The organism is Musicola paradisiaca NCPPB 2511 (assembly GCF_000400505.1).
Taxonomy (GTDB): Bacteria; Pseudomonadota; Gammaproteobacteria; order Enterobacterales; family Enterobacteriaceae; genus Musicola; species Musicola paradisiaca.
Genome location: NZ_CM001857.1, coordinates 1,187,152 through 1,203,109, shown reverse-complemented (window position 1 = coordinate 1,203,109; position 15,958 = coordinate 1,187,152). Strand labels below are relative to the sequence as shown.

The 15,958-nt window shown below is 60.1% G+C and carries 13 protein-coding genes; 6 read left to right on the top strand and 7 right to left on the bottom strand.

The window, feature by feature from the left end:
• Positions 1-2 precede the first annotated feature (2 nt).
• The 3 genes from mglC to DPA2511_RS05420 all read left to right on the top strand — a co-directional run bounded on the left by mglC (position 3) and on the right by DPA2511_RS05420 (position 4,678).
• On the top strand, positions 3-1,013 hold the full coding sequence (mglC, locus tag DPA2511_RS05430; RefSeq protein ID WP_012764681.1) for a galactose/methyl galactoside ABC transporter permease MglC: 1,011 nt from the start codon (positions 3-5) through the stop codon (positions 1,011-1,013).
• A gap of 403 nt (positions 1,014-1,416) precedes the next feature.
• Complete coding sequence (locus tag DPA2511_RS05425) at positions 1,417-2,529, top strand: ABC transporter substrate-binding protein (RefSeq protein ID WP_012764680.1); 1,113 nt, start codon at positions 1,417-1,419, stop codon at positions 2,527-2,529.
• A complete protein-coding gene (locus tag DPA2511_RS05420; RefSeq protein ID WP_012764679.1) occupies positions 2,519-4,678 on the top strand; it encodes a TonB-dependent siderophore receptor in 2,160 nt (719 codons plus the stop codon). Before DPA2511_RS05425 ends, DPA2511_RS05420 begins: the two co-directional genes overlap by 11 nt.
• Positions 4,679-4,804: 126 nt before the next feature.
• On the opposite strand, the gene ybbP is transcribed toward DPA2511_RS05420, so the two are convergent.
• A complete protein-coding gene (gene ybbP, locus DPA2511_RS05415) occupies positions 4,805-7,237 on the bottom strand; it encodes a putative ABC transporter permease subunit YbbP (RefSeq protein WP_012764678.1) in 2,433 nt (810 codons plus the stop codon).
• Positions 7,234-7,920 carry a putative ABC transporter ATP-binding protein YbbA gene (ybbA, locus tag DPA2511_RS05410; protein ID WP_012764677.1) on the bottom strand — a complete coding sequence of 229 codons (687 nt, stop codon included), beginning with the start codon at positions 7,918-7,920 and terminating at the stop codon, positions 7,234-7,236. The genes ybbP and ybbA overlap by 4 nt, the downstream gene beginning before the upstream one ends.
• Here ybbA and tesA point away from each other — a divergent pair.
• The 3 genes from tesA (at position 7,891) to DPA2511_RS05395 (ending at position 10,256) form a co-directional block, all read left to right on the top strand.
• Positions 7,891-8,526: a multifunctional acyl-CoA thioesterase I/protease I/lysophospholipase L1 gene (tesA, locus tag DPA2511_RS05405; protein ID WP_194250221.1), complete on the top strand. Its 636-nt coding sequence runs from the start codon at positions 7,891-7,893 to the stop codon at positions 8,524-8,526. The two genes, ybbA and tesA, sit on opposite strands and share 30 nt — an antisense overlap.
• Positions 8,527-8,555: 29 nt before the next feature.
• Positions 8,556-9,332, top strand: coding sequence for an SDR family oxidoreductase (locus DPA2511_RS05400; protein ID WP_012764675.1), 777 nt, complete (start codon positions 8,556-8,558; stop codon positions 9,330-9,332).
• A 63-nt stretch (positions 9,333-9,395) separates the two neighbouring features.
• Complete coding sequence (locus tag DPA2511_RS05395; RefSeq protein WP_012764674.1) at positions 9,396-10,256, top strand: thioredoxin family protein; 861 nt, start codon at positions 9,396-9,398, stop codon at positions 10,254-10,256.
• Between the two features lie 63 nt (positions 10,257-10,319).
• Here the strand turns inward: DPA2511_RS05395 and DPA2511_RS05390 are convergent, their stop codons facing one another.
• The 5 genes from DPA2511_RS05390 to menB form a co-directional block, all read right to left on the bottom strand.
• On the bottom strand, positions 10,320-11,513 hold the full coding sequence (locus tag DPA2511_RS05390) for a nicotinamide mononucleotide deamidase-related protein YfaY (RefSeq protein ID WP_012764673.1): 1,194 nt from the start codon (positions 11,511-11,513) through the stop codon (positions 10,320-10,322).
• 347 nt (positions 11,514-11,860) lie between these two features.
• The gene (locus DPA2511_RS05385) at positions 11,861-12,406 is read right to left on the bottom strand and encodes a YfaZ family outer membrane protein (protein WP_023638186.1); all 546 of its coding nucleotides are present in this window, start codon (positions 12,404-12,406) and stop codon (positions 11,861-11,863) included.
• A 353-nt stretch (positions 12,407-12,759) separates the two neighbouring features.
• Positions 12,760-14,145, bottom strand: a complete 1,386-nt coding sequence (gene menE, locus DPA2511_RS05380) for an o-succinylbenzoate--CoA ligase (protein ID WP_012764671.1) — start codon at positions 14,143-14,145, stop codon at positions 12,760-12,762.
• Positions 14,133-15,101 carry an o-succinylbenzoate synthase gene (menC, locus tag DPA2511_RS05375; RefSeq protein WP_012764670.1) on the bottom strand — a complete coding sequence of 323 codons (969 nt, stop codon included), beginning with the start codon at positions 15,099-15,101 and terminating at the stop codon, positions 14,133-14,135. The genes menE and menC overlap by 13 nt, the downstream gene beginning before the upstream one ends.
• Entirely contained in the window at positions 15,101-15,958 is an 858-nt protein-coding gene (gene menB / locus DPA2511_RS05370) for a 1,4-dihydroxy-2-naphthoyl-CoA synthase (RefSeq protein ID WP_012764669.1), read from the bottom strand. Before menB ends, menC begins: the two co-directional genes overlap by 1 nt.

Below are 15,958 nucleotides of genomic sequence, written 5' to 3'. Positions count from 1 at the left end.
CCATGAAAGCTACAACTAAAAAAAGTGCGCTCACCTGGCTGAAAGACAGTGGCATTTACGCCGTACTGCTGGTACTGCTGGTGATTATTATTATCCAGGACCCCACCTTCCTCAGCCTTACCAACCTGAGTAACATTCTTACCCAGTCTTCGGTGCGCGTGATCATCGCGCTTGGCGTAGCCGGGCTTATCGTCACGCAGGGTACCGACCTGTCAGCAGGTCGCCAGGTCGGCCTCGCCGCCGTGGTTGCCGCCACGCTGTTACAGGCGATGGACAACACCAACAAAGTGTTCCCACACCTGGAAACCATGCCGATCCCGCTGGTTATTCTGATCGTCTGTGCTATCGGTGCAGTAATTGGTCTGGTCAACGGTCTTATCATCGCCTACCTGAAAGTGACGCCGTTCATCACCACATTGGGTACGATGATCATCGTTTACGGTATCAACTCACTGTACTACGACATCGTGGGGGCTTCCCCGATCGCCGGCTTTGACGACCGTTTCTCCACTTTTGCACAGGGCTTTGTGCACTTCGGCGATTTCAAACTGTCCTACATCACGTTCTATGCAGCGATTGCGTCGCTGTTCGTGTGGATTTTGTGGAATAAAACCCGCTTTGGTAAAAACATCTTCGCTATCGGCGGTAATCCGGAAGCCGCCAAAGTGTCTGGTGTGAACGTGTCGTTGAACCTGATTTGGGTGTACATGCTGTCCGGCGTGTTCTATGCCTTCGGCGGTATGCTGGAAGCCGGCCGTATCGGTAGCGCCACCAACAACCTGGGCTTTATGTACGAACTTGACGCCATCGCCGCGTGTGTGGTCGGCGGCGTGTCTTTTGCCGGTGGCGTGGGTACGGTTGCCGGTGTCGTGACCGGGGTTATCATCTTCACCCTGATCAACTACGGCCTGACTTACATCGGCGTTAGCCCTTACTGGCAGTACATTATCAAAGGCGGCATCATCATTTTCGCCGTTGCCCTGGACTCCCTGAAGTACGCCCGCAAGAAATAACTCCCTACCCGGCTTACGTGTATTCGCAAAAGCCGGGGCTCACAGGGCGGCTGCAGGGATAACATCTCTGGCCGCCCGCGCACCAAACTCCAGCGCTTGCCTCTCGCCTTGTCAGCATCCACTGCCCGGATGACTCCCCCCACAGAAAACCACCAGGCGCGTAGCGGCGGGAACACGTCCAACAGCCAGAAATAACAATGCCGGTTACAGCATGACCGCCGTTTGACGTTCCCCTATCCCCGCTGCCAGTAGATTGACTGGCTTTAATTATTTACAAAAATCCATTTATCAAATTGAAAAAAAACATTTTTATTTTTCACCCTTCGTAATAACGCCACACAAATATTGCAAATAGAAATAATTATTATTATTTTTCCCTGCGTGATTTTTACGGGAATTCGTTATGCGCGTCATCATTACCTTTTTTACCTTGTTGTTTTTTAGTGCGCTGACCCACGCCAAAATCGTCACGGATATGCAGGGCCGTCAGGTTGCTATTCCGGATAACCCGCAGCGCATCATTCTGGGCGAAAGCCGCATGCTGTATACGCTGGCGCTGCTGGAACCCGGTAATCCGGCGCAACGCATTGTGGGGTGGCCTGGCGATCTGGCGCGCTACGATGCGCAAAGCTGGGGGCGTTACGTCGCCAAATATCCCGACATCGCCCACATCCCGCAATTGGGAAACGGCAATCTGAACACCGTTAATGCAGAAACGTTGCTGCCGCTGAAACCGGATCTGGTGATCCTGCCGCGATTGGCGAAAGGCTCCGACAATGAGCAGGGTATTCAGCAGGCGCTGACCCAAGCAGGTATTCCGTTTATCTATGTCGACCTGCGCATCGATCTGCTGAAAAACACCGTCCCCAGCCTGAAACTGCTGGGCGAGGTGCTCAATCGGCAAACGCGCGCCGACGCTTTTATCCAGTTCTACCAGCAACATATGGATACCGTGCGCCAGCGGCTCAGCCAACATCAGGGGCGCAAGACCAGGGTGATGCTGCATCTGCATCTTGGCCGTCGGGACACCTGCTGCACCACCGCGGTCAACGGTAATCTGGGCGAACTACTGGCTTTCGCCGGCGGCGACAACATTGCTGCGGGTTCGGTGCGCGGCGTTTATGGCGAACTGAGCCCCGAACAAGCGCTGGCCGCCCGCCCGGACGTCTACATCGCCACCGGCATGGCCGGGCCGGAGGGCAAGCGCCTGTCGGATCTGATGCTCGGCCCGGATGTTTCACCCCAGCAGGCACAGGACAGCTTCTCCACGCTGCTTCGTCAGGAACCGCTGCTGTCGCACCTTTCCGCCGTCAATACCGGCCGTGCCTGGAGCATGTGGCACAACTTCTATCTCAGCCCTTATCACGTAGTGATGGTGGAGATGTTCGCCAAAGCGCTCTACCCGGAGTTATTCCGCGATCTGGATCCGCAACTGACGCTGCAACAGATTTATCAGCAATTTTTATCCATTGATTTTTCAGGGACCTATTGGAGTCAACTCACACATGAACAATAACCTCTGGCGTAAAGGCTGGCCGCTGCTGGCGCTGCTGCCGTTCAGCCCGCACGCGGCCACCACCACGGAACAAACCGCAGCCGCTACGGCCAAGGCAGAGAAAAAACAAGAGGATACGCTGGTCGTTAGCGCCAGTACGCCGGCCGTCGGCAGCCAGGACAACACCGGCTATCAGCCCCACACCACCACTACCGGTACTCGCACCAACAGCCGTCTGCTGGATGTACCGCAGGCGGTCAACGTGGTGCAGAAACAAGTGCTGGACGATCAGGCGGCCAGAAGCCTCGACGAAGCCTTGTACAACGTCAGCGGCATCACGCAGGCCAATACACTGGGCGGTACGCAGGACGCCGTGATGAAACGCGGCTTCGGCGATAACCGGGACGGCTCCATTCTGCGCGACGGCATCCGCTCCATTCAGGCACGCAACGTCACACCGACGACCGAACGGGTAGAGGTACTGAAAGGCCCAGCGTCGATGCTTTACGGCTGGGGAGAACCCGGCGGCATGATCAATATCATCAGCAAAAAACCGGAACTGGTGCAGAAGACGCACCTCGAAGGCTGGAACAGCAGCTACAACGGCGGCGGCGGGCAGTTGGACGTCACCGGGCCGCTGGGCACCTCCGGGCTCGCCTACCGCATGATCGTCGACCACGACGAAACCGACTACTGGCGCAACTTCGGTCGAAACCGCCAGACCACCGTCGCGCCATCATTGATGTGGTACGGCGATAACACCACGGTGCGCGTCGCCTGGGAACACATGGAATACCTGACGCCATTTGACCGCGGCACCGTCATTGACAGCCGCACCGGCAAACCGGTCAATACACCGCGCGAACGCCGTTTTGACGAAACCTACAACGCCACCCGCGGCGATCAGGACACCCTGACGTTCCAGCTCGATCATTCACTCAACGACCGCTGGAAAACCGGGCTGAATTACACCTATAGCCGCAATACCTACAACGACAATCAGGCCCGCGCCACCGCCTTTAACGCCAATACCGGCATTCTGACCCGTCAGGCCGACGCCACCGCCGACGCGCGCAGCCAGTCGCAAAGCGTACAGATGACGCTGAACGGCGATATTGACTGGGGCCGCATCAACCACCAGCTGCTGCTGGGCGTTGATCACGAGGCGGATCGCACCTACCGCGGCGACATGTTGCGCAGCACCCGGCGTTACAGCTTCGATGTCTATAATCCGGTTTACGGCTTGCAGCCGGCTTCCACCACTATCAGCGCGGCGGACAGCGACCAGCGTGAAAACGTCGACAGCACCGGCGTGTTTGTTCAGGATGCCGTTCGCTTGAACGAACACTGGCTGCTGCTGGGCGGCCTGCGCTATGACCATTTCGACGTCATGGCAGGCAAAGGACGCCCCTTCATCACCAATACCGACAGCGCCGACAGCCGTTTAATTCCGCGTGCCGGCGTGGTCTACAACCTGACGCAGAGTCTGTCGCTGTACAGCAGCTACAGCGAATCCTTCAAACCCAATGTCTCCATCGCCAGCCAGATCGGCGCCATGGCGCCGGAGGTCGGCCGGTCGTATGAAGTCGGCGCCAAGTTAGATCTGCCAAACCGCGTCACCGCCAACCTGGCATTGTTCGACATTCAAAAACGCAACGTGATGGTCAGCGAATTGATCGCCGGCGAAACCGTGACCCGCACGGCGGGGAAAGTGCGCTCCCAAGGCATTGAACTGGATATGTCCGGCAAACTGACCAACAGCCTGAGCGTCATAGGTTCCTACGCCTTTACCGATGCCCGCGTCACATCCGATCCGGACAATCAGGGCAACGAAATGGCTAACGTGGCGCGCCACACTGCATCGCTATTCCTGACCAACGACTTCGGCGCGCCCGGCCTGCATGCCGGCGACAATCTGCGGGCAGGCGTGGGCGCACGCTATGTCGGCCGTCGTCCCGGCGATGCCGCCAATAGCTTTTACCTTGACGACTATACGGTAGCCGATGCTTTCGTCGCCTACAGTCTGCCGCTCAACGGTTACAAGGTGAAATGGCAGCTCAACGTCAAAAACCTGTTCGACAAGACTTACTACCCGTCGAGCGGCAACAACCTGCGCGTCGCCATCGGCGATCCGCGAGAAGTGGTGCTGCGCGCCAGCGTCAACTTCTGATCCCCAAAACCGCGCAGCCTGCCTCCGGGCTGCGCATCCTTCGTGTCCTTATCACCCTCGTATCGGCTAACCACACCGCCGCGAAGGATCCGGAATCAACATCAAGGCCATTTATGTGTCGACAAATCAGGCGTTGTACTGGCGGAACAGCGCTCTGCCGCGCAGCAGGCGCAACCCCAGCCAGCCGCCGCATAGCGACAACAACAGCGCCGCCAACGGCGGTAGACCGACCCACAGCCACCCGTTAGGCTGCCAGGGGAAATCAAATACCCGGCGCTGCAGCAACCATAATGCCACCTCCGCGCCGATCGCCGCCGCCACGCCGGCCGCCAGCCCCAGCACCGCGAACTCCCACCACAGGGTGCCGCGCAGCAAACGATGGCTGGCGCCCAACGTGCGGTACACCAGCAGTTCCTGGCGACGTTGCCGCATTCCCACCTGAATCTGCGCCAGCAGCAGCAACGCGCCGCAGACGATCACCAGAACCACCATCACTTCCAGCGCCAGACCGACCTGCTGCAACACCTGGCCAATCTGTTTCAGGATGGCGCCGACGTCCAACACCGTCAGCGTCGGAAACTGGCGGTTCAATTGGGCTATCAGATTATCGCCGCCGTCGTGGCGAAAGCTGGTCAGGAAGGATTGCGGCTGAGCAGCCAGATCGCCTGGGGGAAAGATGAAAAAGAAGTTAGGGCGCAGGCTCTCCCAGTCCACTTGTCTAAGGCTGGAAACCCGCGCGCTGAACGGCTGGGTATCGCCGGTAAACGTCAGGGTATCGCCGATATTCACCCCCAGACGCTTGGCTACGCCCTGCTCGATAGACACTTCGCCGGGTTTAGGCGGCCAAGCGCCGGCCAGCAGTGGATTATGCGCCGGCAGCGTCGCCAGCCAGGTCAGGTTCAGTTCACGATTGACCGTCTCGCCGCCGGGGTCGTTTTCACGGATCACATCCGTAGATTTCCGGCCGTTAATTTCAGTCAGCCGCGCGCGAATAATCGGGTAGAAGGTTTGCGGCGCGACCTGGTGTTCGGCCAAAAATGCCTGTACCGGCGCCACCTGTTCCGGCGCGATATTCAAGACGAAATAGTTGGGGCTGCCCGGCGGCAATTGCTGCTGCCAGCGCTCCAGCAGATCGCCCCGCAATAGCAGCAACAGCGCCAGCAGCATAAACGACAGCGAAAAAGCCGCCAGCTGGCCCAGCGTCTCCCAGGGCTGGCGCAGCAGACGATTGACAGCCAGCCGTAACGCCAGCCGTTTGAGCGTCAGCCGCCGCAACAGCAGCAGGCCGCCCCAGCCAATCGCCGCCAGCAGCGCAGATACCGCCAGCACGCCCCCCAATAATGACCACAACAGCGCGCCGCCGCCGGAGATCGCCGCCAACAGCGCAATCACCACCCCGACCGCCGTCGGCAGGTAATAGCGCAACGGCCAACCCCGTGCCGTCACATCCTGGCGCAGCACCCGCAACGGCTGCGTCGCCAGCAGCAAACGATACGGCCGCCAGCCCACCAGCAAGGAAATCAGCACCAGCGACCCCAGCGCCCATCCCCACGGCCACAGCCCTGCAGCAGGCAGGGCCGCAGGCAGCACCGGTGCCAGCAACGTCATCAATACCGCTTCACCCGCCAGCCCCAACACACTGCCGCATACCCCGGAAAACAGCAGCAACGACAGCCACTGGCCGACGATCAGTTTGCGCAGCGCCTGCCTGCCGGCGCCCAACGTTTTGAGAATAGCCACCAGATCGTAGCGACTACGGCAATAGTGCCCCATCGCCACGGCGACCGCCGCCACCGACAACAACAGCGTCAGCAAGGCCGACAGCAACAAAAACTGTTGGGCCCGCTGTAGGGTTTTCCCCAGCGCATTTTGTGAATCCTCCACGCCATACCAGCGCTGATCCGGTTTCAACTGCGGCGTGACGATATCGCCGAAGCGGGCAATCTGCCGGGCGTCGCCGGCGAACATATAGCGCCAGGTGATACGTCCGCCGGGTTGCACCGCGCCGGTTTTTTCCACATCCGCCATGCTGATCAGCACGCGCGGCGCAGTATCGAACGGATTAAACCCGGCGTCCGGCTCTTGCACCAGCTCGCCGGCGATACGCAGCGTGGTATCGCCCACGTCCAGATGGTCGCCGACTTTCAGATTCAGCAGCGCCAGCAGGCGCGGCGCCACCAGCGCGTGACCGGCCGACGCCCGCAGCCCGGCGGGCCGGGTCTGCAATTCGCCGTACAAGGGATAACGCTCGTCGGCGGCTTTCACCTGCGCCAGTTGCGCATTGTCGCCGGCATAGGTCATGGTCATGAACGACACTTGCCGGCTGACCGTCAGCCCCTGCTGCCCGGCTTGTTGCAACCACAATTCATCCACCGGCCGGGCGGCGCGCAACACCCGGTCGCCCGCCAGAAAATCCCGACTCTGCTGGCTGAGGCCCTTGTCCATCCGATCGCTGAGCGTCCCCAACGCCAGAACGCACGCTACCGATAGCGTCAGCGCCACCCAGACAATCAACAACGACGGCGATCGCCATTCCCGCCAGAACCAACGCCAAATCATGCATCCTCCCATAACTGGCCGTCCCGCAGCCGTAGCCGACGCTCGCAACGCAGCGCCAGACGCTCGTCATGAGTCACCAGAATCAGGGTGGTGGCGAAATCGCGATTCAGGGAAAACAGCAGATCGGCGATGCGATCGCCGGTATGGCGATCCAGATTGCCGGTCGGTTCGTCGGCGAACAGCAAACGAGGGCGGCCGCTGAAGGCGCGCGCCAGCGCGACCCGCTGCTGCTCGCCGCCGGAAAGCTGCGCGGGCAGATGCGTCAGCCGTTCCCCCAAACCCAGTTGTTGCAAGAATTGTTCCGCCTGTTGCCGGCTCTGTGTGTCGCTTTCACCGCGCAGCAGCGCAGGCAATTGCACATTCTCCAGCGCCGTCAGCGTCGGCACCAACATGAATGATTGAAAAACAAACCCCACGTCCCGCGCCCGCAACGCCGCGCGGCCTTCCTCATCCAGCCGATCCAACCGCTGCCCCAACAGCGAAACCTCGCCGCCGCTGCCATCATCCAGGCCGGCCAAAATGCCCAACAGCGTGGACTTGCCGGAACCGGACTCGCCCACCAGCGCAAGGGTCTGAGCAGGTTTGACAACCAGCTCAACTCCGGTAAGGATGGAGAGCTGATGTTCCCCTTGACCAACGTGCTTACTAAGATGATGAACTTCAAGAATGTTTTCCGCTGGCATCTGGTTGTCTCTCTGTTTCTGTGCCTGTTCAGTTTACGTGCGCTGGCGACGGACACCCTGCTGGTGCTGGGCGATAGCCTGAGCGCGGGATACCGGATGGCGGGCAATCAGGCGTGGCCGGAATTGCTCAACGATCGCTGGCGCGCCCATACGCCGGATATTCAGGTGGTCAACGCCAGCATCAGCGGCGATACCGCTGCCCAGGGGCTGGCTCGGCTGCCTGCACTGTTGAACCAGCATCAGCCGCGTTGGGTGCTGATCGAACTTGGCGGCAACGACGGGCTGCGAGGCTTTCCCCCGCAAAATCTGGAGCGGGATCTCAGCAACATCATTGCGCGGATCAAAACGGCCAACGCCGAACCGCTACTGATGCAAATCCGCTTGCCAAGCAACTATGGTCGACGTTATACCGAAACGTTCAGCGCCGTTTATCCGCGTCTGGCCCAACAATTTTCGATTCCTCTGCTGCCGTTTTTCATGGAGCAGGTCTATCTGAAGCCGGAATGGATGCAGGATGACGGGATCCACCCAACACGCGATGCCCAGCCGTTCATCGCCGATTGGATGGCCAGACAGCTTGAACCGTTAGTTAACCACGACTCTTGATATTTAGAGCTTTTTAGTTAGGTAAAGTTATGCAAAAAGCGGTTTTGATTACCGGCTGCTCCAGCGGCATAGGACTGATTGCCGCCCAGTATCTGCAACAACGCGGTTATCGCGTGTTGGCGGCCTGCCGCCGCCCCGAAGATGTGGCGCGCATGAATACACTGGGTTTTGAAGGGATCGATCTGGATTTAGATAACAGCGCCAGCGTCAAGCAGGCGGCTGCTGCCGTGATCGCCCTGACAGGCAACCGGCTGTACGGATTGTTTAATAACGCCGGCTATGGCCTGTACGGCCCGCTGAGCACCATCACCCGGCGGCAACTGGAACAACAGTTTTCCAGTAATCTGTTCGGCACGCACCAACTGACCCAACTGCTGCTGCCGGCCATGCTGCCGCATGGCGAAGGCCGCATCATCCAGACCAGTTCCGTGATGGGGTTGATCTCCACGCCCGGCCGCGGCGCCTACGCGGCCAGCAAATACGCGCTGGAAGCCTGGTCCGACGCACTGCGGATGGAACTGCACGGCAGCGGCATCCGCGTTTCCCTGATTGAACCCGGCCCGCTGACCACCCGGTTTACCGACAACGTCAGCCAGACCCGCCAGGAAAAACCGGTGACTAACCCCGGTATCGCCCGGCGCTTTACCCTGCCGCCGGAAGCCGTGCTGCCCAAGTTGTTGCACGCACTGGAAAGCCCGCGGCCGCGCCTGCGCTACCCTGTCACCGTGGTCGCCCACGCCATGAGCGTACTACGCCGGGTCTTGCCCGGCTGCGCGCTGGATTACCTGTTGCGGACAAAATCCTGAAAAAGGCTTGAACCGGAGCGTTTCTGCCCCCATTACACCTGAAAATGGTGAAGAGAGAACAACATGCTAGAACAACACGCCAACGTGATTGATATCAATGAAACTAACCTGCATCAGGTGCTGGAACAGTCCATGAGCGCCCCGATCATGTTCTACTTCTGGTCTGATCGCAGCGCCCACTGCCAGCAGTTGGGGCCGATGCTGGACAAACTGGCTGCGGAATATGCAGGTCAGTTCGTTCTGGCCAAAGTGAACTGCGACATCGAGCAGCGCGTGGCGGCACAGTTTGGTTTGCGCGCCATCCCCACCGTTTACCTGTTCAAGGATGGGCAACCGGTCGACGGTTTCCAGGGGCCGCAGCCGGAAGAGGTCATCCGCGATCTGTTGCAGCAGGTTTTACCGAAACCTGAAGACGTGAAGCTGGCGGAAGCACAACAGCATATTCAGGAAAATCAACTGCCGGAAGCCTTGACGCTGCTGAAAGACGCCTGGGCGCTGGCGCCTAAGCGCAGCGACATCGCGCTGCTGCTGGCGGAAGTGCAAATCCAGCTCAACCGGGCGGATGACGCCGAGGCCGTGCTGGCCGCCATCCCATTGCAGGATCAGGACACCCGCTACCACGGGCTGGTCGCGCAGATCGAACTGATGCGTCAGGCTGCCGATACTCCGGAAATTCAACAGTTGCAGCAACGATTGGACGCCGATCCGCAAAATGCCGAACTGGTGGTGCAGCTCGGTCTGCAATTGCATCAGGTAGGCAGAAACGAAGAAGCGCTGGAATTGCTGATGGGGCTGTTGAAAACAGACCTGAGCGCCGCCGACGGCGCAGTACGCAAAACACTGATGGATATCATGGCCGCACTCGGCACCGGCGATGCGCTGGCAGCCCGCTATCGCCGCCAGTTGTACTCTCTGCTGTATTGAGCCTTAATCCTCTGCACGAGCCCGGCATCCGCCGGGCTCGTGTCTATGGTGATGGTGCCCCGGCTACAGCGTTTCCACCACAGTGATCCAACCATGACCGCCATACGGCGACCAACCATTCAGCCAGCGCCGCAGCATGTTCATCGCCAGCATCGATACCATATCCTGATAGGTTTTCCGGTGATAACGCCGGGTATTGAAATGCACCGTCTGGGCGAAAGTTCCATCCGGGGTATGCAGTGCGATCGACAACGTATCGTCCTGCCAGCCGCCGACATAGATCGCCAGCGCCGCATCCTGCTTTTCCGCCAGATGACGGCTTTCCGCCGCCAGCAACGACAGCGCCGCCGCTGACTGCTGCGCCAGCAGTTCGCCGCCCACCAGCGGCGTATCCGCATCGCGCAACTGCCAGTTCAGCAACCCGGCGGTAAAATCCTCCGCCACCGCCAGTTGCAACCCCCGCTCTTTCAGACGGCGGGCCAGATGCCCCGGTAGCCCTTCCGTTCCCTCAAAGATCGTATTTTCGCCGGCAACCTCCCGCACCCGTTGCCAAAGCGCTTCCATTTCCGACAGGCGCGCCGCCGGGCCGGTAAGTTTCAACTCGATGATAGGCATGGAGGAGCGATAACCCAGCACCACATCCGGCGGCAACGGTAAGCCATCCAGCTCGTTAGCCAGATCGCTTTCAGAACGGCCGAAGGTGGTCAAACGCAGGCAACGCGGCGCGTCGGCGACGGCAAAGCGCTGACGTAGCCGCGGCACGATCTGCTGTTCCACCATCACCTTGAACTCGGAAGGCACGCCGGGGGTAAAAAACATCAGGCAGCGGTTCAATGGCATGGCAAAACCGCAGGCGGTGCCGACCGGGTTATCCACCAGCTCCGCGCTGGCGGGCAATTGCGCCTGCTTGCGGTTACTGGGCGCCATCACCCGTCCGCGCTCGGTGAAAAACGCTGCCATACGCTCAATCCAGGCGGCATGTTCCACCAGCTCTTCTCCGGCTGCCGTCGCGGCGGCCAGCGCGCTCAGATCGTCGCTGGTCGGCCCCAGCCCGCCGTTAACGATCAGCACATCGGCAATCTGGCTGCGCTGCGTCAGCGCTGAGACCAGCGCGTCAAGGTTATCCCCGACCGTCATGCGGCTCGCCATCGGCAATCCCTGCTCAAACAAATAATCCGCCAGCCAGGCGGCATTGGTATCCACAATTTGCCCATGCAGCACTTCATCACCGGTACACAACATTTCAACCCTAAGCATCCGCGTCACTCCCCTGATGGTTTTCCCCCACTTTAAAAACTCGTCGTGACAAACACAACGCTTGCTTATGGCTGAACGAAGACGTAACGGCAAGCACGAAAAGGGAAAACCGCCAGGCAGGCGAAGACACAAAAAACATGGCGAAGCCGCAATCTCCGGCCACGAATGGCGCTCGCACCGCCGCTCATCGTGTTCCGATACGGCGTAAGACGCCTCATAGACCCGATGGTGTCTAAGACGAGGATTTTTCTCTAACTATTTGATTAAAAAGGAAGTAAATCGGCGACACACGGCAAAGCGGCAGGCGCGGCGGACGATGACCCGCCCATCCGCGCCGCACGATAACATCAGAAGTTCAGGCCCAGACCAACATAGGCGGTATCCGCCACGTTGTTGTCATTCTCGCTCTTGCCGGACGCCATATTGATGTAACGATAGCCGACATCCAGGGATAACGGACGGAACGGCTGCCACCGCACGCCGCCGCGCGCTTCGACATAGTGATCGACATGGCTGGAGAATGCGTCCGGCGCGTAATAGCCTTCGCCAAACAGCGAGATGTCGTTGCCGAGCGGTACCTGTAAGCCGCCGCCCAGCGCTACGCCGTAACCATCGTCAAACTTGTTCTGGTTCAGGTATAACCCCTTGGCGCCGACCTTCAGCGAGGCATTACTCAGGGCGAAGGTGTAATCCAGACCAGCGCTATACACGTCGTTGCTGTGTTTTTCGCCATGACCCCAACCCGCATTGGCGGACAACCCCGGGATCCCGAGCCCCATATTGGCGTTGGCGCCGACATAGTCACGTCCGGTCTCACCAGAAATACTCACCGCATGCGCAGAAACCGTCGCCAACATCAGACTGCCCGCACCGGCCATAACCCACTTTTTCATCATCACTATCCTTCAAGGCAAGAATACAAAAGTCATCTAACCATCTATGCTAACACGAATTTTAGCCTAATCATTTTTGTAAAACAGGATAAAGAACCACGCTATCCCCTCAATAATTCGCGTGACAGGAAGGCGGCAAGCGAGTGGATCCCAATGGATTGACGGCGGTAAGAGAACCCGGGTGAACGCCAAATTGGCGTAAGCCGATTTGAACGCGGCAGGCGGCGCCCCCGAAGGGACGACGCCCATGGAATGGGCTGAGTAACACGGCCAATGCCCTTGCAACGTGAGGCCTGACGGATATATGAGCCTGATGCGACAACGGTTAACGCGAGGCGAGCCACCCCGGCGCGTCATTGCACACGCGATTGTTGCGCCACCCAATTTGCGAGCTGCTGACGGGAAATCTTGATACCGCCGTTTTTCAGCGCATCAGGCAACAGGAAATAAGCCACCGGCCGCTGGAACCCTGCCAATTGCGGCGCAACCCAGTCTCGCAGCGCATCGAACGACAAGGAAGAGGCGAGCTCCACCACGGCGACCGGACGATGCCCAAACTCCGCATCCGCCACCGGCACCACGCAGGCATAGCTGACATCCGGATGCCGCAACAGCACCGCCTCCACGTCCTCCGGCTGAACGCCCTCCCCGCCGCTGAAAAACTGGTTATCCAATCGCCCCAGCACTCGCCATTCACGGCCGTCCCACTGCCCGCGATCGCGAGTATGAAACCACCCTTGCTCGTCGGTCAGCGGCTGCAACCGGCCGTCACGCCAGTAACCGGACGCCATACTCGCGCCGCGCAGCAGAATTTCGTCATGTGCCAGACGAATCTCCCGCTCGGCCAGCGGCAGGCCGACGCCCGGCTTGCCGTCGGCGCGCTTGGCGCAAACGGTGGACGCCAGTTCCGTCAGGCCGTAGCCGCACCAACACCGGATACCTCGCGCCTCCGCCTGTTCGGCCAGGCTGGGCGCGATCATGGCGCCGCCCAGCAATACCGCCCGCAAGCTCGCCGGCACGGCGTCCTGCGATAACAGACGCCAGAGTTGAGTCGGCACCAACGAAGCATGGGTACAGTCATTCAGCGCGTCTTCCAACGGCATGGCCGGCCTCACCACCAGCGTGGCCCCCGCCGCCAGCCAACGCCAAACGATCCCCTGTCCGGAGACATGAAACAGCGGCAGTGACAGCAGCCAGCGATCGCCTGAAGAAAACGCCATCAACCGCAGTACGCCCTCCGCGCTGGCCAGATGCGCCGCCGCGGTGTGCACCGCCGCTTTCGGCATACCGCTGGAGCCGGAAGTCAGCGTCATGGTCGCCAAACGCAACGCCTGCCACGCCAGACGCGGCACGTTCGCGTCGACAGTCGCGTCAGCCGGCGATAGCGAACGGATGCCGGCCGGCCACGAATGCGGGCTGAAACAGATCCCGGCATCAATATTCAGCGTAGGTAACAGGGTTTCGACCAATGCATCCGGGAGTTGGGGATTAAGCGGCAACAGGCGCGCGCCGCACTGCAACAGCGCCAGATAACACAACAGCATGTCCGTACTGTTACGGCCCCGCAACGCGATGCCCATCCCCGGCTCGACGCCCTGACGCACGAATCCGGTGGCCAACGAATCCACACGCCGGGCCAGATCCGCCCAGCGCCAGACGCCGTCGTCATGTATCAGCGCGGGCGCCAGCGGTTGCCGCTGCGCCCAGACGTGCCAGGGCCAGTCCGTCAGGCTTGCCATACCCGTTCCAGCTCTTGCACCGCGATCAGCGGCAATGCGCTGTCCGGCCAGGGGCGCACCACCTGCGCCTGCATCAGTTCCAGCGTGTCCAGCCCGGGGATCACCTCCGGCGTCAGCCAGCATGCCAGCCGGGCAAGCTGCGTCAGTCCAAGGCTGGATTCGATACTGGAGCTGATGACCGCCGTCAGCCCGGCCTGTTGCGCTTGCTGCGCCAGATCGCGACAACGGGCGATGCTGCCGGTCAGCGACGGTTTGATCACAATCGCGGCGACGCCCGGTTCGGCTTCGACACGAAAATCCGCTTCGCGCACGCTTTCGTCCCAGGCAATCGCGATGCCGCTGGAACGGGCAAAATCCCGCGACTCATCACGGGTTTTGCAAGGCTCTTCCAGAAACGCGATGCGGGAGCGGTAATCAGGATTGACGTAACGAATGAAGCCCTCGGCTTTAGCTCGCGTCCAGCTGCGATTGGCGTCCAGACGCAGGCGCAGCGTCGGCAGCGCCTCCAACAGCAAATTGACGATCATGCCGTCGCGCACCGCCTCATACAGCCCGACCTTCACTTTAGCCACCGGATCCGGCAAATGCTGCAACATGGCGAACAGCTCATCCGGATCGCCGCTGCACAGCGGCGCCTTGCGGTAATCGGCGGTTGCGGGCAACTCGCCGGACAGTTCCGCCAACGCGCAGCTCAGCCCGAAATCTACCGACGGAATAGCGCATTCGGCGATATCGCCGCCGGCCTGCCAACGCCGCAGTTGCGTCAACGCCGCGGCTTCCGCCTCCGCCAGCGTTTCACGGCTAAACTGCGGCAGCGGCGCAATCTCCCCCCAACCTTGCCGATCGCCGTCCTGTAGCTGGACAATTAACCCGTCGCGTGTTTTCAAACGCTGGTTACGCAACACCACGCCCGCGTCCATCGGCACGCGGTAACGAGAGAGTGTGACCTGTCGCATCAGGGATTCCGTTTGAATTTACTGAAGTCGGGCTGACGTTTTTCATTAAAGGCATTACGGCCTTCCTGCCCTTCTTCCGTCATGTAGAACAGCATGGTGGCGTTGCCCGCCAGTTCCTGCAGCCCAGACTGACCGTCGCAATCCGCGTTCAGCGCCGCTTTCAGGCAGCGCAGCGCCATCGGGCTGTTTTGCAGCATTTCCCGACACCAACGCACGGTTTCGCGCTCCAGTTCAGCCAACGGCACCACGGTGTTGACCAGCCCCATATCCAGCGCCTGCTGCGCATCATACTGGCGGCACAGGAACCAGATCTCGCGTGCTTTTTTCTGGCCGACGATACGCGCCATATAGGACGCGCCCCAACCGCCGTCAAAAGAACCGACGCGCGGGCCAGTCTGACCGAAAATGGCGTTTTCCGCCGCAATGGTCAGGTCACACATCATGTGCAGCACATGGCCGCCGCCGATGGAATACCCCGCCACCATCGCCACTACCGGTTTCGGGCAGGTACGGATCTGACGCTGGAAATCCAGCACGTTGAGGTGATGCACGCCGCTGTCGTCTTTATAACCGCCGTAATCGCCGCGGACTTTCTGATCGCCGCCGGAGCAGAAGGCTTTCTCGCCCGCGCCGGTCAGAATAATCACACCGATGCCGTCGTCATGGCGGGCATTTTCCAGCGCCTGAATCATCTCTTTGACGGTTTGCGGGCGGAACGCATTACGCACCTGAGGGCGATTGATGGTGATTTTGGCAATACCGTCGGCAGATTTGTGATAGTGGATGTCGACAAAATCACCGCTGCAATCGTGCCATGCGATCGGTGCGTAAAGCAGTTCTTCACTCGGATAAAGCAT